This window comes from Enterobacter sp. EGD-HP1 (assembly GCF_000733275.2).
Classification (GTDB): domain Bacteria; phylum Pseudomonadota; class Gammaproteobacteria; order Enterobacterales; family Enterobacteriaceae; genus Enterobacter.
This window is the reverse complement of record NZ_AVOP01000032.1, coordinates 154073-174809: the sequence shown is the minus strand read 5'-3', so window position 1 is coordinate 174809 and position 20737 is coordinate 154073. Positions and strand designations below refer to the sequence as shown.

At 54.6% G+C, this 20737-nt stretch carries 23 protein-coding genes and 1 pseudogene; 14 read left to right on the top strand and 10 right to left on the bottom strand.

The annotated features are described in order from the left end of the window. The first annotated feature begins 63 nt into the window (after positions 1 to 63). The 4 genes from N037_RS16470 to N037_RS16455 all read left to right on the top strand — a co-directional run bounded on the left by N037_RS16470 (position 64) and on the right by N037_RS16455 (position 2092). Positions 64 to 336 (top strand): hypothetical protein, encoded by a 273-nt coding sequence (locus N037_RS16470; protein WP_050511263.1) that lies wholly within the window; start codon positions 64 to 66, stop codon positions 334 to 336. A gap of 488 nt (positions 337 to 824) precedes the next feature. Then, a complete protein-coding gene (locus N037_RS16465) occupies positions 825 to 1052 on the top strand; it encodes a hypothetical protein (RefSeq protein ID WP_032642249.1) in 228 nt (75 codons plus the stop codon). Positions 1053 to 1333: 281 nt separating this feature from the next. Next, positions 1334 to 1699, top strand: coding sequence for a hypothetical protein (locus N037_RS16460; RefSeq protein ID WP_032642247.1), 366 nt, complete (start codon positions 1334 to 1336; stop codon positions 1697 to 1699). Positions 1700 to 1798: 99 nt separating this feature from the next. Continuing rightward, on the top strand, positions 1799 to 2092 hold the full coding sequence (locus N037_RS16455) for a YciI family protein (protein WP_032642245.1): 294 nt from the start codon (positions 1799 to 1801) through the stop codon (positions 2090 to 2092). 54 nt (positions 2093 to 2146) lie between these two features. Here N037_RS16455 and ychF read toward each other — a convergent pair whose 3' ends face one another. Continuing rightward, complete coding sequence (gene ychF, locus N037_RS16450) at positions 2147 to 3241, bottom strand: redox-regulated ATPase YchF (RefSeq protein ID WP_010432886.1); 1095 nt, start codon at positions 3239 to 3241, stop codon at positions 2147 to 2149. 126 nt (positions 3242 to 3367) lie between these two features. Beyond that, positions 3368 to 3952 (bottom strand): aminoacyl-tRNA hydrolase, encoded by a 585-nt coding sequence (gene pth, locus N037_RS16445; RefSeq protein ID WP_023336005.1) that lies wholly within the window; start codon positions 3950 to 3952, stop codon positions 3368 to 3370. A gap of 274 nt (positions 3953 to 4226) precedes the next feature. On the opposite strand from pth, the gene ychH reads away from it, so the two are divergent. Continuing rightward, on the top strand, positions 4227 to 4502 hold the full coding sequence (gene ychH / locus N037_RS16440) for a stress-induced protein YchH (RefSeq protein ID WP_023336004.1): 276 nt from the start codon (positions 4227 to 4229) through the stop codon (positions 4500 to 4502). Between the two features lie 121 nt (positions 4503 to 4623). Further along, positions 4624 to 5682, top strand: a complete 1059-nt coding sequence (locus tag N037_RS16435) for a MerR family transcriptional regulator (RefSeq protein WP_032642243.1) — start codon at positions 4624 to 4626, stop codon at positions 5680 to 5682. Here N037_RS16435 and dauA read toward each other — a convergent pair. From dauA to lolB, 4 genes are all read right to left on the bottom strand, one after another. Continuing rightward, positions 5668 to 7347, bottom strand: coding sequence for a C4-dicarboxylic acid transporter DauA (gene dauA / locus N037_RS16430; protein ID WP_032642242.1), 1680 nt, complete (start codon positions 7345 to 7347; stop codon positions 5668 to 5670). The genes N037_RS16435 and dauA overlap by 15 nt on opposite strands. A 124-nt stretch (positions 7348 to 7471) precedes the next feature. After that, on the bottom strand, positions 7472 to 8419 hold the full coding sequence (gene prs, locus N037_RS16425; protein WP_003856663.1) for a ribose-phosphate diphosphokinase: 948 nt from the start codon (positions 8417 to 8419) through the stop codon (positions 7472 to 7474). A gap of 125 nt (positions 8420 to 8544) precedes the next feature. After that, complete coding sequence (gene ispE, locus N037_RS16420; protein ID WP_023336001.1) at positions 8545 to 9414, bottom strand: 4-(cytidine 5'-diphospho)-2-C-methyl-D-erythritol kinase; 870 nt, start codon at positions 9412 to 9414, stop codon at positions 8545 to 8547. After that, positions 9411 to 10022 carry a lipoprotein insertase outer membrane protein LolB gene (gene lolB / locus N037_RS16415; RefSeq protein ID WP_023336000.1) on the bottom strand — a complete coding sequence of 204 codons (612 nt, stop codon included), beginning with the start codon at positions 10020 to 10022 and terminating at the stop codon, positions 9411 to 9413. Before lolB ends, ispE begins: the two co-directional genes overlap by 4 nt. Before the next feature lie 201 nt (positions 10023 to 10223). Between lolB and hemA the strand changes: the two genes are divergently transcribed. The 6 genes and pseudogenes from hemA (at position 10224) to kdsA (ending at position 15268) form a co-directional block, all read left to right on the top strand. Continuing rightward, entirely contained in the window at positions 10224 to 11480 is a 1257-nt protein-coding gene (gene hemA / locus N037_RS16410; RefSeq protein ID WP_023335999.1) for a glutamyl-tRNA reductase, read from the top strand. A 41-nt stretch (positions 11481 to 11521) separates the two neighbouring features. Next, positions 11522 to 12604, top strand: a complete 1083-nt coding sequence (prfA, locus tag N037_RS16405) for a peptide chain release factor 1 (protein WP_023335998.1) — start codon at positions 11522 to 11524, stop codon at positions 12602 to 12604. Continuing rightward, positions 12604 to 13434, top strand: a complete 831-nt coding sequence (gene prmC / locus N037_RS16400; protein WP_032642239.1) for a peptide chain release factor N(5)-glutamine methyltransferase — start codon at positions 12604 to 12606, stop codon at positions 13432 to 13434. The genes prfA and prmC overlap by 1 nt, the downstream gene beginning before the upstream one ends. Next, positions 13416 to 13526: pseudogene (locus N037_RS25270) on the top strand (siroheme synthase); the annotation flags it as partial. The gene prmC and the pseudogene N037_RS25270, both read left to right, overlap by 19 nt. 41 nt (positions 13527 to 13567) lie before the next feature. Next, on the top strand, positions 13568 to 14377 hold the full coding sequence (gene sirB1, locus N037_RS16395) for an invasion regulator SirB1 (protein WP_023312124.1): 810 nt from the start codon (positions 13568 to 13570) through the stop codon (positions 14375 to 14377). A 36-nt stretch (positions 14378 to 14413) separates the two neighbouring features. Continuing rightward, positions 14414 to 15268 (top strand): 3-deoxy-8-phosphooctulonate synthase, encoded by an 855-nt coding sequence (kdsA, locus tag N037_RS16390; RefSeq protein ID WP_023335996.1) that lies wholly within the window; start codon positions 14414 to 14416, stop codon positions 15266 to 15268. A 114-nt stretch (positions 15269 to 15382) separates the two neighbouring features. On the opposite strand, the gene chaA is transcribed toward kdsA, so the two are convergent. Then, positions 15383 to 16483 carry a sodium-potassium/proton antiporter ChaA gene (gene chaA / locus N037_RS16385; protein ID WP_023312122.1) on the bottom strand — a complete coding sequence of 367 codons (1101 nt, stop codon included), beginning with the start codon at positions 16481 to 16483 and terminating at the stop codon, positions 15383 to 15385. 270 nt (positions 16484 to 16753) lie between these two features. Here chaA and chaB point away from each other — a divergent pair, with 270 nt between their 5' ends. Next, on the top strand, positions 16754 to 16984 hold the full coding sequence (gene chaB, locus N037_RS16380; RefSeq protein WP_008499518.1) for a putative cation transport regulator ChaB: 231 nt from the start codon (positions 16754 to 16756) through the stop codon (positions 16982 to 16984). A gap of 302 nt (positions 16985 to 17286) precedes the next feature. Continuing rightward, on the top strand, positions 17287 to 17982 hold the full coding sequence (locus N037_RS16375; protein WP_032642434.1) for a gamma-glutamylcyclotransferase: 696 nt from the start codon (positions 17287 to 17289) through the stop codon (positions 17980 to 17982). Positions 17983 to 18012: 30 nt separating this feature from the next. On the opposite strand, the gene N037_RS16370 is transcribed toward N037_RS16375, so the two are convergent. From N037_RS16370 to N037_RS16360, 3 genes are all read right to left on the bottom strand, one after another. Next, entirely contained in the window at positions 18013 to 18252 is a 240-nt protein-coding gene (locus N037_RS16370; protein ID WP_013096243.1) for a DUF1883 domain-containing protein, read from the bottom strand. Between the two features lie 195 nt (positions 18253 to 18447). Then, positions 18448 to 20232, bottom strand: coding sequence for a methyl-accepting chemotaxis protein (locus tag N037_RS16365; RefSeq protein WP_023335994.1), 1785 nt, complete (start codon positions 20230 to 20232; stop codon positions 18448 to 18450). 106 nt (positions 20233 to 20338) lie between these two features. After that, positions 20339 to 20692: a DsrE/DsrF/TusD sulfur relay family protein gene (locus tag N037_RS16360; RefSeq protein WP_008499522.1), complete on the bottom strand. Its 354-nt coding sequence runs from the start codon at positions 20690 to 20692 to the stop codon at positions 20339 to 20341. Positions 20693 to 20737 lie beyond the last annotated feature (45 nt).

Below are 20737 nucleotides of genomic sequence, written 5' to 3'. Positions count from 1 at the left end.
CCAAGCTGTGGTGTCAAATCTTCCAGGAGCATGAGTGGTTAAAACTTTGAGGGTTCCCTGGTAATGAATTTAAATAACTTAAAAAAAGTGCTTGAACAAATAATCTTTGAACTTAATGCCAATGGCAAACATGAATCAGCAAATTTTTTTCAAACTCGTTATGATCTGATAATAAAATCAGAAGATAAAATTCCATTTGAAATAGTTGAAAGTCTGTCAACGTGCAGGGCAATGTCTCAATACGCAAATTTTTCCCTCAGGGAAGAAAAACTATTAGATGATGTTGTTAATTACGCACTTGATACCAAAAAAACATGCTATGACCTTAAAAAATAGAAGGAATAATTTTTCGAGACTGTAATTAATCATATGTCTGTTTTTGAAACTCTCACGCCAACAACAAAGGCAGATAATTCTTAATAAAAGAACTCAAAAGGATTACTATTTACAGGCTAAATGTATTAAACCGAAGCCAGCTTCAATCAATCCACCTGTGTGCTGACGAAATTAACCGTCGAAGCAGTCTTGTCCCATTTTTTAACAACTTCCTACACTAAACCATGATGTTAGACGCTGTCCTTTTGAGGCTTTGTTGCCCTTGTTGTTCTTAATTTAGATTAGGTACTAAAACTGTCTGCTCATGGCCATTGCAGTCACTATAGTCTATAACTGATTCTAAAAATTTATCTGTTCACTCATCTTGCTATTCTTAATTTGGTATGAAACTTTAAAATATTCAGATCATTGTAAGATTATATTTTGCTAGTTTATGAAGATGGTAAACATAGTCATTTACTCCATTGAAATGTCACGGGATATACATTATGTATTTCTTAGAAAGAAAAGATGCTGAAAAACTTCTCCATAAAGTTTTAAAGAGCACTTTAAAAAAACAGTCTGATATTGATGCATTAATGGTTCTGGCAGTTAATCATGAATCTGGTATTCCTATGAAAGGAATAATTAATGAATATGATAAAATGGAGAAAAATAAACCAACTAAACAAGATTTAGATGATCTTAACACATTGATGCATTTTTATGGGCCGTAATTAGAGATATGAAATCCTTTCTTCTGAAAAGATATAACTACAGAGTGAGCAAAATAATCTATGAGGAAAGATGAATATTTGTTATTATTCAGACAAAATTCTTATCCCTAAATTAAACTTCGGGGTCATTTTCAAAAATAAAGATATCAAACCTCTTCAGCATCTCCACAACACTTTGGTAAGTGAAGCTTTATATAATATTTCGGGATTCAAACTATAACATAGCGAGATGATCTGAAACTTTCTTATAAACGTGATAAAAATATTTATTAAGAGCTAAGATGATCGCTGACTTCAATTTTATTAAAGAAAAAGAGGTGCTCAAGTGGATGTGCTGTACAAGAAGCGTACGCATAAGTATATCTTGCTTAGATCTCGCAATGGTTGATCCTACACGCCAGTTAGTCTTTGCGTTAAGCGAGCCAAAGCCATTACCAACCGTTTTGACCATCTTCAATGCGCAGGGTGAAAAACTATTTTGGTCTGCGCCTCCTGAAGGTGCAGCTTTCTATTTCTTAACTTTCAACCTGTCAAAGGAAGTGGTTGTGGTCTGTAGCTATGCGGAAAAGCAAAACGGCTGGCATGATTGGTTTTATTCCTGGGATATGAAGCGTAACGCGTTGTCTCTATCGGGCCCTGCGTATTAACATCAAAAGCACCAAAAAATCATAACAATAACCGGTGGCAAAAGAGGGCTGCATAAGCAGTTCCAACAAGCGGTTTAAAACAGAGCTAAGAGGCAAAGGATGAGCACGGTTTACATTGTCATTTTAACCTATATCAAACCACTCGAAGAGATTGACGCAGCGATACCTGCTCATGTTGAGTGGCTTAAAAAAGGGTACGCAGAGGGGATTTTCCTGGCGTCCGGTAGACGGATCCCAAGAAACGGTGGGGTCATTCTCGCTAAGTGTGAGAGTCTTGCCTCTCTTGAGGAGCGCTTGCGCGAGGATCCTTTTCAGGTGTTAAAGCTTGCGACTGTTGAAATCATTCCCTTTGAACCCAGCATGAAAACAGAACTATTAGAAAATGTGTTTTAACCCCGCAATAAAAAAATCCACGCCTTGGCGTGGATTTTTTTCATTCAAGGCGAATCAGACGTTAAACAGGAAGTTCATTACGTCGCCATCTTTAACGATATAATCTTTCCCTTCCGCACGCATCTTGCCTGCTTCTTTCGCGCCTTGCTCACCCTTGTAGGTGATGAAGTCTTCAAACGCGATGGTCTGCGCACGAATAAAGCCTTTCTCGAAGTCAGTGTGGATTTTACCAGCCGCCTGAGGCGCAGTTGCACCTACAGGGATGGTCCACGCACGCACTTCTTTCACGCCAGCGGTGAAGTAGGTCTGCAGGTTCAGCAGCTCATAGCCTGCGCGAATTACGCGGTTCAGGCCCGGCTCTTCCAGACCCAGCTCGGCCATGAACTCTTCACGGTCGGCGTCGTCCAGCTCGGCGATGTCGGATTCAACGGCAGCGCAAACTGCCACAACCACAGAACCTTCAGCTGCTGCGATTTCGCGCACTTTGTCCAGGTACGGGTTGTTCTCGAAACCGTCTTCGTTAACGTTGGCGATGTACATGGTTGGCTTCAGGGTCAGGAAGCTCAGGTATTTGATCGCCGCTTTGTCTTCTTCAGTCAGGTTTTTCAGCGCGCGCAGCATGCCCGCGTTTTCCAACTGTGGCAGACATTTTTCCAGCGCAGCCAGTTCCGCTTTCGCGTCCTTGTCGCCGCCTTTGGCTTTCTTCTGCACGCGGTGAATCGCGCGTTCGCAGGTGTCGAGGTCAGAGAGCGCCAGCTCGGTGTTGATGACGTCGATGTCGTCAGCCGGATCCACTTTGTTGTTAACGTGGATAATGTTGTCGTTCTCGAAGCAGCGCACAACGTGGCCGATCGCTTCGGTTTCACGAATGTTGGTCAGGAACTGGTTACCCAGGCCTTCACCTTTGGACGCGCCTTTTACCAGGCCCGCGATGTCCACGAATTCCATGGTGGTTGGCAGAATGCGCTGCGGCTTCACGATTTCCGCGAGCTGGTCCAGACGCGGGTCCGGCATTGGCACAACGCCGGTGTTAGGTTCGATGGTACAGAACGGGAAGTTCGCCGCTTCGATACCCGCTTTGGTAAGCGCGTTAAACAGGGTGGATTTGCCCACGTTTGGCAGACCGACGATACCGCATTTGAATCCCATTTCTAAATCACCTTAATATCTTGATAATCAATCCGTTAACGATAACCGACTGATGAAAAGTAAATAACTACGCCTATTATACACGTAACCCGCATGACGCGCGGTAAAAATGCCGTACCGGGCGGATTATTGCGCTTTGAAAGCGTGTAAGCGGTTTGTCGCTTTGGTTAACCCATCTTTCAGCCAGATTTCGGTGCAGCGCGCCGCTTCGTCTACCGCCTCGTCAATCAGTTTCTGCTCAGAAACCGGGGGCTTACCGAGTACGAAACCGACAACTTTGTTTTTATCGCCCGGATGGCCGATTCCCACGCGCAAACGGTGAAAATTCGGGTTATTGCCCAGCTTGCTGATGATGTCTTTAAGACCGTTGTGACCACCGTGCCCGCCGCCCAGCTTGAATTTAGCCACGCCTGGTGGGAGATCCAGCTCATCGTGGGCGACCAGAATTTCATCTGGATTGATGCGATAAAACGTTGCCATCGCCGCCACGGCTTTACCGCTCAGGTTCATAAAGGTGGTGGGCACCAGTAAGCGAACATCCGCGCCTGCAAGATTGATACGTGAGGTATATCCGAAGAATTTAGGTTCTTCACGCAGGGGAGCACGTAAGCGCTCGGCCAGCAGATCGACGTACCATGCCCCAGCGTTGTGGCGGGTGGCTGCATACTCTGCGCCCGGGTTGGCGAGGCCGACAATCAGTTTAATCGTCACGATTCAATTCCTAATGGGTTCCAGATCTGGCGCGTAGTTTACTGTCTGGCGCGCCGCTTGACAAAATTCTGCGATCTTCTCGGCGAAATACGAATAATTTCTGATTTGAACAATTAGAATTTCAAGCTGTTCAAAGCCTTATTTGTAAACTTTTGTTTGGGACTTATCTGTAATTGTGATCATTCACGCAACTCATAAAAGTGGCGTTGTCTATACTTTACACACAAGGATTAGGGGCTTTTCCCCTGACAACCCAAAGTTCCGGAGGTGACACATGAAACGCAAAAACGCTTCGTTACTCGGTAACGTGCTGATGGGATTGGGGCTGTTCGTGATGGTAGCCGGCGTGGGTTATTCAATTTTAAACCAGTTGCCGCAGCTTGATCTTCCGCAATACTTCGCCCATGGCGCGATACTGAGCATCTTCCTCGGTGCGGTATTGTGGCTCGCCGGGGCGCGCATGAGCGGACATGAGGAAGTGTGCGATAAATACTGGTGGGTGCGCCACTACGACAAACGCTGTCGTCGCGACCAGCATAAGCACAGCTAGTGCTACGATAAAGAACACCGAAACGGCTCCCGAGGGAGTCGTTTTTTTTTGCATCAAGGGTTGACCCTCACGTAACGTAAGGCTCCAGAGTGATGCCACTGGCAAAGAAAAAGGAGCAGTTATGTTGATTCAGGTGGGTGAGCTGGCGAAACGTGCCGGGATCACCGTGCGGACATTGCATCACTATGAGCAAACAGGGTTGTTACTGCCTTCTGCCAGAAGCGCGGCAGGTTACCGGCTTTACAACCTGGCGGATGTTCAGCGTCTGCATATGATTCAGGCGCTGGCAAAAGCGGGGCTGGAACTTGCTGAAATCAGGGATTTTCTGGAACAGGAGTCGCTGTCGTTAACGGAGCTCCTCGATGCGCAAATCAGCCTGCTGGATAAGCAGCTGCGCAGCATAAATACGCTGCGCGACCGGCTGATGGATTTACGCACCGGGCTTCTCGACGATGCGACGCCAGATCTGGAATCCTGGCTACAGACTCTGGAGTTAATGAATATGTACGATCGCTGGTTTAGCAAAGAAGAGTTACAGCAGCTGCCGTTTGCGGTGCAGAAGGATGCGCTGGCGGCTATCTGGTCAGGGCTGGTTGCAGAGGCCAACACGCTGCTGGAGCACCATATATCCGTTACGGACGCGCGGGCGATGGACCTGGCGACGCGCTGGATGGAACGCCTGGAGCAGGACACGGCGGGCAAGCCGGAGTTTCTCACCCGGCTGAACGAGATGCACAGCGTTGAACCGCAGATGCAGGCGCAGACAGGCATCACGCCGGAGATGACGGATTACATCACGCGCGCGTTTGCTGAATCTAAGCTCAGCATATGGGAGAACTATCTCACTGCCGAAGAGATGGCTTTTACCCGTAAACACTACTTTGACCGCATGATGGAGTGGCCGCCGCTGGTGGCGAAGCTGCACCAGGCGCAGCGGGAAAATCTCGATCCCGCCTCTGACGACGCGCAAAAGCTGGCCGAAAACTGGCTGGCGCTGTTCCAGTCTTACGCGGGCACCAGCCCGGAAACGCAGCAAAAGTTTCGCGTGGCCATGCAGCAGGAGCCGCACCTGATGAAAGGAACATGGATGACGCCTGCCGTGCTTGCATGGCTCCAGCAGGCGATCGGGGTGATGATGCAGAGACGTTTCTCTGCATCAGGTCACTCACAGATCCGCTAACGCGGCCTCACGGTTAGGGTAGAAGGAAAGTCGGCCAGGGATAGGCTGCACGCCCGCGCGCGCCATGGTGCGCAGGGGCTGAAATTCCAGGTTACTCACCCGCAGCTCGCAGCCTTCCGGCAGACGTTTCACAAAGCGCTGGAAGGCATCCAGGCCGCCTGCATCCAGTACAGGTACGGCATCCCACTTCAGTACCACAACCCGTTTGCCCGCGATGCGGGATTCCAGATCGCTGAAGAGACCTTCCGCCGCAGCGAAGAACAGCGGGCCAATCACGCGCAGCACCAGCACATCGTCAGGCACCTCCACGTTAACCGGGGAGAGGCGCGTCATCTGCGCAATACGGCGCATAAACAGCAGGGACGCCAGCACGATCCCGACGCTGATGGCGATAACCATATCGAACAGCACGGTCAGCGACATGCAGATCAGCATCACGATGATGTCGTCTTTCGGCGCGCGACGCAGCAGGTTCACCACCTTATGCGCCTCACTCATGTTCCAGGCCACCATTAGCAGCAGGGCGGCCATGGCGGAAAGCGGCAGCCAGGAGAGCAGCGGAGCGAGGATCAGCAGGGCGAGGATCACCAGCAGGGAGTGGATGACCGCCGAAACCGGTGACGTCGCCCCTGCGCGGACGTTTGCCGCAGAACGGGCGATGGCTGCCGTTGCGGTAATACCGCCGAAGAATGGCGCCACGAGGTTGCCCAATCCCTGACCGACCAGTTCGCTGTTGGCTTTATGTTTGGTGCCGGTCATGCCGTCGAGCACCACGGCACAGAGCAGGGACTCAATCGCCCCCAGCATCGCCATAGAGAACGCGGCGGGAAGCAGGGCACGCAGGGAATCCCAGCTTAGCGTAAAGCTGGAGCCGGGCATGTCCCACGGCAGCACCAGCTGCGGTAGCAGTTGCGGAATGCCTCTACCCTGTGAACCGTCCGCCAGAACATAGTGGAACTGCGAGCCGATAGTCGCGACGTGACCACCGAGCATATTGACGATCGCCATCACCGCGCAGCCCAGCAGCAGCGCGGGCAGATGGCCCGGCAGACGAATACCGAGGCGAGGCCAGACGATCAGCGTGCCCAGCGTCACAATCCCGATGGCGGCGTCGCCCAGATTGGCCGTAGGCAGCGCCATAAACAGCGCCCCCACTTTTTGCAGGTAGTGCTCCGGTACGTGGGGCATCTGCAGGCCGAGGAAGTCCTTGATCTGCATGGTTCCGATGGTAATACCAATCCCCGAGGTGAACCCCAGCGTCACGGAAAGGGGAATATATTCAATCAGGCGACCAAAGCGGGCCAGACCAAACAGAATCAAAAAGACGCCGGACATCAGGGTAGCGACCAGCAGTCCTGCCAGACCAAACTGCTGCGAAACCGGGTAGAGAATCACCACGAAGGCGGCGGTCGGGCCGGAGACGCTGAAGCGCGAGCCGCCCGTCAGGGCAATGACAATCCCGGCAACGGCCGAGGTGTACAGGCCGTACTGTGGCGCAACGCCGCTGCCAATTGCCAGCGCCATCGCCAGCGGGATGGCGATAATGCCGACGGTGATCCCGGCAATCAGGTCACGGACAAAGCGTGACGAGGTGTACTTCTCTTTCCAGCAGGCGTCGATGAGGGCGCGAAAGGGCAGAAAATGTGAGGAGGCTACGTTTTTCACAATTATCTATCATCCGTATGCGCATCATCTGTCATGTGAATGGCAGGTGAAGGAGGCATTAATCATACAAATAAAACCCGGAGACAAAAAAACCCGCCGCAGCGGGTTTTTCGGCCGTGTTCGATTAGTGTTCGAACATTGCTGAGATAGATTCTTCGTTGCTGATACGACGAATCGCTTCGGCCAGCATCCCGGACAGGGTCAACGTACGCACGTTTGGCAGTGCTTTGATCTCGTCGCTCAGTGGGATGGTATCGCATACCACAACTTCGTCAATGACGGAGTTGCGCAGGTTGTTTACCGCGTTACCGGAGAAGATCGGGTGGGTCGCGTAAGCGAACACGCGCTTGGCACCACGCTCTTTCAACGCTTCAGCGGCTTTACACAGCGTACCGCCGGTATCGATCATGTCGTCAACCAGCACGCAGTCGCGGCCAGCCACGTCACCGATGATGTGCATCACCTGAGAAACGTTAGCGCGCGGACGGCGTTTGTCGATGATCGCCATGTCGGTATCGTTCAGCAGCTTAGCGATAGCGCGGGCACGTACCACGCCGCCGATGTCCGGAGAAACCACGATTGGGTTATCCAGGTTCAGCTGCAGCATGTCTTCCAGCAGAATTGGGCTGCCGAATACGTTATCAACCGGAACGTCGAAGAAGCCCTGGATCTGCTCTGCGTGCAGGTCAACGGTCAGTACGCGGTCAACGCCGACGCTGGACAGGAAGTCAGCGACAACTTTAGCGGTAATTGGCACACGCGCGGAACGGACGCGACGGTCCTGGCGGGCATAGCCGAAGTAAGGGATTACAGCAGTGATACGGCCTGCGGAAGCGCGACGCAGGGCGTCGACCATAACAACCAGTTCCATCAGGTTGTCGTTCGTTGGAGCACAGGTGGACTGGATGATGAAAATATCACCACCGCGTACATTTTCGTTAATTTGTACGCTGACTTCGCCGTCGCTAAAGCGACCTACGGCGGCGTCGCCGAGGGAAGTGTACAGGCGGTTGGCAATACGTTGTGCTAGTTCCGGGGTGGCGTTACCAGCAAAAAGCTTCATATCAGGCACGAGAAGAACCTCAGGCATGCGTCCAGTGGTGGATAGCGTTCGCCGCAAACTGTGCGGGCCAGGCGAAGGCTATCCAGGCGGTGTATTAAAGAGCGCGATGCAACGTCTGGAACAGGGTGACGTTGTCACCGAAACTCAGTCTGCGCCAGAATGGCCTGCTGTAGGGGGGAGGTGTTCATCCCGCGCGCTACAAAACCATGCAGCCAAACCGGCGCTTGCTCAAGCACCTGACGAGCGGCGGATTCGGTGTCAAATTCAGCAAAGACACAGGCCCCTGTACCAGTCAGGCGCGACGGCGCGTATTCTAACAGCCAGGAAAGCACCGCATCAACCTCGCGAAAACGTTTTCTTGCGATATCCTCGCAATCGTTGCTGAATTCACAATTTAATAACGTTTCTATTGACCGAACCGGGGTATTCCTTTTCAGGTCAGGATCTTTAAAGATGACCGGGGTCGGAATGCTCACGCCAGGATGGGCAACCAGATACCATTTCTCCGGCGGTTCAGCCGGGGAGAGGATCTCACCCACGCCCTCGGCGAAGGCCGCATGACCGCGCACAAACACCGGGACATCCGCGCCCAGCGTCAAGCCTAAAGCGGCCAGTTCGTCCTGCGACAGCCCGCAGCCCCAGAGGTGGTTCAGCGCAACCAGTACCGTGGCGGCGTTGGATGAGCCACCACCCAGACCGCCGCCCATCGGCAGGCGCTTCTCAATACGGATGTCCGCACCGCTTCCTGCCGGCAATCGTCCGGCGTCTGCCGCGGCTTTCATCAGCAGACGCGCGGCGCGTACGATCAGGTTGTCCTCATGCGCCACGCCGTCGACCGGCGTGAGCAGGCAAATCTGCCCGTCCTGGCGCAGCTCGATAGAGATCGTATCGCCATAGTCAATAAACTGAAACAGCGTCTGCAGGGTGTGATACCCGTCAGCACGCTGGCCGGTAATGTATAAAAACAGGTTCAGCTTTGCCGGAGAGGGCCAGTGGGTCATCATTTAACGATCCAGTTGTCCATTTTCAGCTTGATACGCTGGCTGCCCTGGGTCAGTTCCATATTCGACGGCAGCGAGGGTTTACTCTTACTGTCATAGGCGCTGTACACCACTTTCCAGGTTTTGCCGTTCTGGGTGTAGTTCACCTGGCTCAGACGGTACTGGTCGTCAAGGCTGTAGTCAGTTGCCTCTCCCGGCAGGCCAAGGATCCACTGGCGCAGGCTGTTGAGCGGGATAGGCATCCCGGTCAGCTTGCCAATCATCTCTTCGGCATCGGTCGCGGTATAGTGCTGGCCCTTGTTATCGGTGATCTGCGCTTCACCCGGTTTCGCGATAAGCTCCAGCTCGGTGCTGCCCAGAGGGTTCAGCAGCAGCAGGCGATAGTTGTCCTGACCCGTCTGCTGCCAGAAGAAGCGGGCATAAACCTTTTGTTCGTCAGAGAGATAAGCGAAAGCGCCGCGGGTCTGGTACTGGTTCAAATTACGGACGTCCTGCTGGTGCTGACGCCACTGTGGTGAATCAGGGCTTTTGCCCGGGCCTTTTGGTTGGGTGACGGTACAGGCGGTCAGAACCAGTGCTGCCAGCGGCAGCAGGCGAATCAGTCGGGTCATAATGAGGACAAATCCTTGAGATACGTTGCAGTTATAACTGTTAATGCTAGCGTCGAAGGGGGCTACCGTCTACGTTCAAATTATCTCAAAGGGTTGTGTAACCTATTACTCCGAAAGGAGGCAGTCCCTTTTATTGATCTCGCGCATCCTGTATGATGCGTTCTGCTAACCTTATTAACGCTGGTACTACTCCCGCTCAACATGACCCTATTAGCACTCGGCATCAACCACAAAACGGCCCCGGTTTCGCTGCGAGAACGCGTAACGTTTTCGCCGGATACGCTTGACCTGGCGCTGGACAGCCTGCTTGCACAGCCGATGGTGCAAGGTGGCGTGGTGCTCTCGACGTGCAACCGTACTGAGCTGTATTTAAGCGTGGAAGAGCAGGACAACCTGCACGAAGCGCTGATCCGCTGGCTATGTGACTACCACAACCTCAATGAAGACGAGCTGCGCAACAGCCTGTACTGGCATCAGGACAACGATGCGGTCAGCCATCTGATGCGCGTCGCCAGCGGGCTGGATTCGCTGGTGCTGGGCGAGCCGCAGATCCTGGGTCAGGTTAAAAAAGCCTTTGCGGACTCGCAAAAAGGGCATCTTAAAGCCAGCGAGCTGGAGCGCATGTTCCAGAAGTCGTTCTCCGTGGCGAAGCGTGTGCGAACCGAAACCGACATTGGCGCCAGTGCGGTTTCAGTTGCTTTCGCGGCCTGCACCCTTGCGCGCCAAATCTTTGAATCCCTGTCTACCGTCACCGTGATGCTGGTGGGTGCGGGCGAAACCATCGAACTTGTGGCGCGCCATCTGCGCGAGCATAAGGTGAAAAAGATGATCATCGCCAACCGCACCCGCGAACGCGCGCAGGTGCTGGCGGATGAAGTGGGCGCAGAGGTGGTTGCCCTGAGCGACATCGATGAACGCCTGAAAGAGGCGGACATTATTATTAGCTCTACCGCCAGCCCGCTGCCGATTATCGGAAAAGGGATGGTGGAGCGTGCGCTGAAGTCCCGCCGTAATCAGCCGATGCTGCTGGTGGATATCGCCGTCCCGCGCGATGTTGAGCCGGAAGTGGGCAAGCTGCCTAACGCCTACCTCTACAGCGTGGATGACCTGCAAAGCATCATTTCGCACAACCTCGCCCAGCGTAAAGCGGCGGCGGTTCAGGCGGAAACCATCGTTGAGCAGGAAACCAGCGAGTTTATGGCCTGGCTGCGCGCGCAAAGCGTCAGCGAGACCATCCGCGAGTACCGCGGGCAGGCGGAGCAGGTGCGTGATGACCTGACTGCCAAAGCGTTAGCCGCCCTTGAACAGGGCGGCGACGCAAATGCGATTATGCAGGATCTGGCATGGAAACTGACCAACCGCCTGATCCATGCGCCAACCAAATCTCTTCAGCAGGCCGCCCGTGACGGGGATGATGAACGCCTGACTATTCTGCGCAACAGCCTCGGGCTGGAATAGCGCCCTCTACCCATTTTCTAAGACAAGGTGCACTTACGCCTATGAAGCCTTCTATCGTCGCTAAACTGGAAGCTCTGCACGAGCGCCATGAAGAAGTACAGGCGCTGCTCGGGGATGCCGGGACCATTGCGGACCAGGAACGTTTTCGCGCGCTCTCGCGTGAATACGCGCAGTTAAGTGATGTTTCTAAATGCTTTACCGACTGGCGACAGGTTCAGGAAGATATCGAAACCGCGCAGATGATGCTCGACGATCCTGAAATGCGCGAGATGGCGCAGGAAGAGTTGCAGGATGCGAAAGCGCGTTCTGAAGAGATGGAGCAGCAGCTTCAGGTGCTTCTGCTGCCGAAAGATCCGGACGATGAGCGTAACGCGTTTGTAGAAGTGCGCGCCGGTACCGGCGGTGACGAAGCGGCCCTGTTTGCCGGGGATCTTTTCCGCATGTACAGCCGCTACGCCGAATCGCGTCGCTGGCGCGTGGAGATCATGAGCGCCAACGAAGGCGAACATGGCGGCTACAAAGAGGTTATCGCCAAGATCAGCGGCGACGGCGTGTACGGTCGTCTCAAGTTTGAATCCGGCGGCCATCGCGTGCAGCGCGTACCGGCCACCGAATCTCAGGGGCGTATTCACACCTCAGCCTGTACTGTAGCGGTGATGCCGGAGCTGCCGGAAGCAGAACTGCCGGACATCAATCCGGCGGACCTGCGTATTGATACATTCCGCTCCTCTGGCGCGGGCGGTCAGCACGTTAACACCACCGACTCCGCCATCCGTATTACCCACCTGCCAACCGGCATCGTCGTCGAATGTCAGGACGAGCGTTCACAGCACAAAAACAAAGCCAAAGCGTTGTCCGTGCTGGGCGCGCGTATCCACGCAGCGGAAATGGCGAAACGCCAGCAGGCGGAAGCGTCTACGCGTCGTAACCTGCTGGGCAGCGGCGATCGCAGCGACCGTAACCGCACCTATAACTTCCCGCAGGGCCGCGTGACCGACCACCGCATCAACCTGACGCTGTACCGTCTGGACGAGGTGATGGAAGGAAAGCTGGATATGCTGATTGAGCCTATCGTGCAGGAATACCAGGCCGACCAGCTGGCGGCGCTGTCCGAGCAGGACTAATGGATTTTCAGCGCTGGTTACGTGAGGCGGCCGGAGAGCTTTCAGAAAGCGAAAGCCCGAAGCGCGATGCCGAAATTTTGCTTGGGTACGTGACGGGCAAAGCCCGCACGTATCTGCTGGCCTTCGGTGAAACCGAACTGACTGCGGACCAGGAAACGCAGCTCGCCGCGCTGCTTGTCCGTCGTAAAAGCGGCGAGCCGGTGGCGCACCTTGTCGGTGAGCGTGAGTTCTGGTCGTTACCGCTGTACGTCTCGGCGGCGACGCTGATCCCGCGTCCGGACACCGAGTGTCTGGTCGAGCAGGCGCTGACGCGTTTACCGGCGGCGGCCTGCAGCATTCTCGATCTCGGGACGGGGACAGGTGCTATCGCGCTGGCGCTGGCCACCGAGCGGCCCGACTGCACGGTAACGGCGGTGGATGTTATGCCCGATGCGGTAGCGCTGGCGCAGCGTAACGTGGAACGACTGGGCGTAACTAACGTGACGGTGCTGCAGAGCAGCTGGTTTTCCGCGCTTGGGAATCGCACGTACGCAATGATTGTCAGCAACCCTCCTTATATTGACGAGCATGACCCGCACCTTGCACAGGGAGATGTTCGCTTCGAACCGCTGACGGCGCTCGTGGCCGCCAACGCGGGATTAGCCGATCTTGATCACATTGTGACAACGTCACGGAAACATTTACTTCCCGGCGGCTGGCTGCTCGTGGAGCATGGCTGGACGCAGGGAGAAGCCGTGCGGGCGCTGTTTACGCAAGCAGGATACGCCGCAGTCGAAACCTGCCGCGACTACGGCGGCAACGACCGCCTGACGCTGGGGCAATGGTCTTGAGTTCCGGGTATCTGCCATTTACTGATAAAGGCGTAAGGCTGACTGAAAGGCAGTTTGGCGTTATCATCTACATCGTTTTGAGTTTTATCGCGCCTGAGCGTCATTGTTCGCTCAGTCGTTACTGGGGTAAGTCATGAGGTCCTTAGCCGATTTCGAATTTAACAAAGTGCCGCTTTGCGATGGCATGATCCTGATTTCTGAGATGATTCGCGACGATTTTACGTCGCAGTTTGTCTACGATGAGCTGGAGAATCTGGTCAGCCTGGCGCGTGAAGAGATTAATCAGGCTCGCCCGCAAGACTGGCAATTAGAGAAGCTGCTGGAGCTTTTCTACGGCGAATGGGGTTTCTGCGACACGCGGGGCGTATATCGCCTGTCTGACGCGTTATGGCTGGACCAGGTCTTAAAAAATCGTCAGGGCAGCGCCGTGGCGCTGGGTTCTATTTTGCTGTGGGTTGCGCATCGTCTGGATATTCCTCTGGTGCCGGTCATTTTCCCGACGCAGATGATTCTGCGTGCAGAGTGGCTGGACGGCGAAATGTGGCTCATCAATCCCTTCAACGGCGACACGCTGGATGAACATACGCTGGACGTGTGGCTAAAAGGCAATATCAGTCCGGTGGCTGAACTCTTCAACGAAGATCTCGACGAGGCGGATAACGCAGAGGTCATTCGCAAGCTGCTGGATACGCTGAAATCCGCGTTAATGGAAGAGCGTCAGATGGAGCTGGCGTTGCGCGCCAGTGAAGTGCTGCTGCAGTTCAACCCGGAAGACCCGTACGAAATTCGCGATCGCGGGCTCATCTATGCGCAGCTCGACTGTGAGCACGTGGCGCTGAATGATCTGAATTATTTCGTCGAGCAGTGCCCGGAAGACCCGATTAGCGAAATGATTCGTGCTCAGATCAACGCGATCTCGCACAAACAAATTACACTGCATTAATCTTAATTCCGATTCACACCTGAATAAGGCGATCCTATGAAACAAAAAGTGGTTAGCATTGGTGATATCAAGGTAGCAAACGACCTGCCGTTCGTACTGTTCGGCGGCATGAACGTGCTGGAATCCCGCGACCTCGCCATGCGTATCTGCGAACACTACGTGACCGTGACCCAGAAGCTGGGCATCCCGTACGTGTTTAAGGCCTCTTTTGACAAAGCCAACCGCTCCTCCATCAACTCTTACCGTGGCCCGGGCCTGGAAGAGGGGATGAAGATTTTCCAGGAGCTGAAGCAGACCTTTGGCGTGAAAGTGATCACCGACGTGCATGAAGCCTCACAGGCGCAGCCGGTGGCAGACGTGGTGGACGTGATTCAGCTCCCGGCGTTCCTGGCGCGCCAGACCGACCTGGTTGCGGCGATGGCGAAAACCGGTGCCGTGATTAACGTGAAAAAACCGCAGTTCGTCAGCCCAGGCCAGATGGGTAACATCGTCGATAAGTTCATCGAAGGCGGCAACGATCAGGTGATCCTGTGCGACCGTGGCGCTAACTTCGGTTACGACAACCTGGTTGTCGATATGCTGGGCTTCAGCGTGATGAAAAATGTCTCCGGCCAGTCCCCGGTGATTTTCGACGTGACCCACGCCCTGCAGTGCCGCGACCCGTTCGGTGCCGCGTCCGGTGGCCGTCGCGCTCAGGTGACCGAGCTGGCGCGTGCCGGCATGGCGACCGGTCTGGCAGGTCTGTTTATTGAAGCGCACCCGGATCCGGCTAACGCGAAATGCGACGGCCCATCTGCGCTGCCGCTGGATAAACTGGAGCCGTTCCTGAAACAGATCAAAGCGATTGACGATCTGGTGAAGAGCTTCGACGAGCTGGATACCAGCAACTAATAAAAAAACCCGCTTCGGCGGGTTTTTTTATGGGGCATTTTGCCGGGTGGCGCTGCGCTTACCCGGCCTAGAAACCCGTAGGCCCTGCAAGCGAAGCGCCGCTGGGCAAAAAGGCTACGCAAATATCGTCATCAAATAAGCAATAAACAACGCCATATGCGCCGCGCCGTTCAGCACGTTGGTGCGTCCGGTTGAGAACGAAATCTGGCACAGCAGCAACGAGGCAACCATCACGATCATCTCCGGCGCACCCAGCGCAAACTGCAGCTCGTTGCCGGTCATAAAGGCAATCAGCGTCACCACCGGTACGGTAAGTGAAATGGTCGCCAGTACGGAGCCGAAGAACAGGTTCATTGCGCGCTGCACCTGATTATTCAACACCGCTTTCAGCGCGCCCAGCCCTTCAGGGGACAGGATCAGCAGCGCCACCAGGAAGCCGGTAAACGCTACCGGCGCGTTCAGCTCGGTTAACAGCGTCTCCAGCGGGTTGGCATTCATCTTGGTGACCGCGATAACCGCAATCAGATGCACGATCAGCCAAACCGTATGCCACGCGCTGCTGTGGGCCGACGGCTTGCCGTGGTGCGGGTCATCGTCGTCGCCGTCATCTTCATGCTCGTAAACAAACAGGCTCTGGTGCGTTTTGGTCTGAATCAACAGGAATACGCCGTACATGGCGGCGGAAATCAGAGCGACCAGCAGCGCCTGCCCGGTGGAAAAGTTTGCACCCGGCAGCGCCATCGGGAAGACCAGCACGATAATCGCCAGCGGGAAGAGGGCAATCAGATACTGTTTAATGCCGAACAGGTTCATATACTGGGTCGCGAACTTGCGGCCGCCCAGCAGTAAAGAGAAGCCCACCAGGCCCCCCGTCACAATCATAATGATCGAGTAGAGCGTGTCGCGCATCAGCGTCGGCGCGGCATCGCCGGTCGCCATGAGCGCGGATATCAGGCTGACTTCGAGAATCACGACGGAAAGGCTGAGAATTAACGATCCGTACGGCTCGCCGAGACGGTGGGCCAGGACGTCCGCATGGCGAACGACGCTAAACGCGCTGGTTAAGATGCCGACCAGGGCCAGAATATTGATACCAACCACCACTGGCAGTGACTGACTGCTTCCCCAGAAGAGCAGCACAGCCAGTGCCAGAACCGGGAAAATGAGAGACGTCTCCTTGTGGCGGGTCTTTACCGCCTCGTGTGTTGCTGTCATGTGCTTCTCCATCAATGCAGGTGCTTGTAATTATAGATAGATTTTTGAGGTCATTAAATTAACAGATCTCTGTTAAATACCCTTTATTTTTTACTTAATTTTACCCTTTGTCATTATTTTCATTGATGATGGGTATAATGCAGATTCTTTGTTGATTACTCATTAAATAACAATAAATTAAAAATGTAATTTATTCATAAATTATTGCCGGGTGGCACCATGGTGTATCGTCGTCCACACTTATCTCTTTAACCAAAAGAGAGGTCAGTGATGCCCTATAAAACGAAACGCGAATTACCCGATAACGTGCAAAACGTGCTGCCCGCCCACGCGCAGGATATCTACAAAGAGGCGTTTAACAGCGCCTGGGATCAGTACAAAGACAAGGACGATCGCCGGGATGATGCCAGCCGTGAAGAGACGGCGCACAAAGTCGCCTGGGCCGCCGTAAAACATGAATATGAGAAAGGAGACGACGATAAATGGCATAAAAAGAAATAGCCGTGAAATAATTCGCTGCCTTCATTTTGACTTTTCAGGCGGTTGAACTTCCGCTGTATTGCAACTGGTCCGCTAATTGCTTATCGTTATTTGACTGCTGGCAAAATGACCAGCACATATACCCGTCATACTTCAAGTTGCAGATGCGTTGGCTGCGCTCGTTCACCCCAGTCACTTACTTATGTAAGCTCCTGGGGATTCGCTCTCTTGCCGCCTTCCTGCAACTCGAATTATTTAGGGTAAAATGCCGGGAAGGCGAATTACAGATGTCGCAAGGAAGCATGCAGTGGCGGAGGTGGAAAGTGTTAACGCGTGATTTCTTAATGAAGGCAGATTGTAAGACGGCATTTGGTGCTATTGAGGAATCGCTTCTCTGGTCAGCTGAACAACGTGCGGCGTCGCTCGCTGCCACGCTTGCCTGCCGCCCGGATGATGGCCCGGTATGGATTTTTGGCTACGGCTCCCTGATGTGGAACCCGGCTCTGGAATTTGTCGAATCGGCAACGGGAACGCTGCCCGGCTGGCATCGCGCATTTTGCCTGCGACTGACGGCCGGACGCGGCAGCGCGTGCCAGCCGGGGCGCATGCTTGCACTGAAAGAGGGCGGGCGCACCACGGGCGTGGCGTATCGGCTTCCGGATGCCACGCTGGAAGAGGAGCTCACGCTGCTCTGGAAGCGCGAGATGATCACCGGCTGCTATATGCCGAGCTGGTGCAAGCTGGAACTGGACGACGGTCGTACCGTCAACGCGCTGGTGTTTATTATGGACCCGCGCCATCCGCTGTATGAAGCGGATACCCGTACGCAGGTGATTGCCCCGTTGATTGCCGCCGCGAGCGGGCCGCTGGGCACCAACGCGCAGTATCTCTTCTCCCTCGACCAGGAGCTAACCCGCCTCGGCATGAAGGACGACTGTCTGAATGAGCTGGTGGTGAAGGTGAAGGCGCTGCTGGAAGGGAACCCGCTCAACGGCACGCTGCGAGCAGGCTTTGCCTGATAATACGCCCGGCTTGCCGGGCGTTTAATTTTATGCGGCCACGTAGCTGACGGAATGCTCCAGCGACTGACTGTGGCTGTCGATCAGCACATCCCACGTGCCGGTATACGGCACGGTAAGCCATGCTTTATCATCCTGCACGGTCAGAATATCCGCCTGGGATTGTTTTTGTGCTTTCGCACTCATCAGATGAATACGACAGCGCTCTGAGCAACGCACCACTACCGTATCCCCGCCAAACAGTTTCAAACTTGTTTTTACCAGTGCCATTTTTTTACCCCGTCGATTTTGCCCATCCCGAGCGTGATATTGTTCACAAATTACTCATTGCATAACACCAAAGCGGGGGGCGAGGGATGATGATTTTGATCAAAAAATGGCATAACGTTTAAACAAAAATGACAAAATGCCTGAAAGCATTCAGCTGGCGCGGGTTTTAGCCAGTAAACCCGCACCTGAATAAAATTAAATGCGGAAATGGCCGGCAGTTTCAGCAAGGTCGCCCGCCTGGCTCTGCAGAGCGCCCGCGGCGGCGGCGGATTCCACCACCAGCTCGGCGTTCTGCTGCACCATGCGGTCGAGATGGGTTACCGCGTGGTTGATCTCATGAATCCCTTTCATCTGCTCGCTGGTGGCGATGGAGATTTCGCGCATGATGCCAGAGACGCTGCCGATGCTGGAGCGGATCTCATCCATGCTTTCCCCCGCCAGATGCACGTAGCGGGAGCCGGTTGCCACGCTGTTGGTGGTGGAATCAATCAGCGATTTGATCTCTTTCGCCGCCTGGGCGCTGCGGCTCGCCAGGTTACGCACTTCGCCTGCGACGACGGCAAACCCGCGCCCCTGCTCACCGGCACGCGCCGCTTCGACGGAGGCGTTCAGCGCCAGAATGTTGGTCTGGAAAGCAATGCCGTCAATCACGCTGGTGATATCGCCAATTTTAGCCGACGCGACTTCAATGGACTGCATAGTGCTGATCGCCTGCGATACCACCTCGCCGCCGCGCGCCGCGGCCGCCGAGGCTTTGCTCGCCTGATCGTTGGCTTCTGCCGCCGATTCATTCGACTGTGTCACGGAGGCGGTGATCTGCTCCACGGCGCTGGCCGTCTCGCGCAGGCTGGATGCCGCCTGCTCGGTACGTCCGGAAAGATCCTGGTTACCTGCGGCAATCTCCTGCGCGGCGTTTTTTACCGATTCGCTGGCGTCGCGGAGCTGCACCATCACCACCGACAGCTTATCGCTGAAGGCGTTAAAGGCCTGGGCAATCTGCGCGACCTCGTCCTCGCCGCTGTCCGGCAGGCGCTGGGAGAGATCGTTAGTGCCGTTAGCAATGTTGTGCATCGCGTCGCGAATGTCGGACAAGCGCTTGAGCAGGCGGGCAATCAGGAAGTGAACAATGGCCGCGCTCAGGAGAGCCAGGATCACCAGCGAAATTGCGGATGCTTTGAGCATGGAACGCATCCCGGAGGTGGCGTCGCCGCTGTCGAGCGCCACGACTAATAGCCAGTTAGTGCCCGGCACGGCTGTCGCCACGAAGGTTTTTTCAGCGTCGTTCAGCGTTCCGTCGACGAGGTTACCGCTTTTCAGCGCAGCAAAATCAATGCCTTTGATCGTCTCACCAAACGGTTTTAGCGTCAGAGCCGGATCGTTAGCGGCAATCACGCTGCCGTCGCTGTTCAGAAGCAACCCGCTGCTGGCCGGGGTTGGATGGATCCCGCGCACGTTAGCCACCACGCTGTCCATCGCCACATCGCCCGCCACGACCGCTTTGAGCGTGCCATTTTCTTTCACCGGCACGGCGAAGGTTACCACCAGTTTACCGGTACCCGCGTCAACGTAGGGCGCGGTGACAACCGGACCGTCCGTGCTGACCACCTGCTGATACCACGGGCGAATAGTCGGGTCATAGTCCGCCGGAACGCCCGCCGGTTCAGAGAATTTCGCCGTTTTGCTGGCGTAGCCAACATAGACGTTGGTGAATCCACCCGCCTGCGCAAGCTGTTTAAACACCGGAACCGGGTCGTCGCTCAGCGCAACGGTCTGCGCGGAGGCGATCACCGCCATCTTGCTTTTTACCCAGTCGGCAATCGCCATGTTATGGCTGGCGCTGGTGCTGGTCAGAATATCGCGCTGGGACTGCTGGTTATCCTGGCGCGTGACCTGGAAGTTGATAACGGTGTTAAGGAGAAGGGCGACGACCAGACAGCCTGCCGTCGCCACGATGATGCGTGCACGAATCGATCTGAACATAAGTGAAATACCTGCTGTGTTGTTTCCATGCCTATCGGCAACCCCGCAGGTAAACTTGATGCTGAAACCGCGTCCATAAGAAAATAATATTTTTACGGGTTTATTATTAAAAAGTTAATACTTTATCGGCGGACAGCGTCCACTCGGCCAGCTCAACCAGCGTACCAATCTCTACGCCATCAATCAGCGGCAGACCGGTAATGCCGCGGCCGTCGGTGCAGGTCTTGCACAGCTTCACCGGCACGTTTTGCGCGGTCAGAATTTCAAGCATCTGCTGAATGTTATAGCCCTCTGCCGGTTTTTGACCCTTCAGCCCCGCGGTGACCGCGTCCGACATTAAAAAGAGCCGTAACGCCAGGTCGCTCTCTTTTTCACGCAGCGCAATCGCCAGGCGCAGGCTGTTAAAAAGGGATTCGCTGCCGTAGGCCGCACCGTTGGCGACGATCACAATCTTTTGCATGTTGACTCCTGTTCTTATAAAGGCACGAATAATATAGGGTTTACC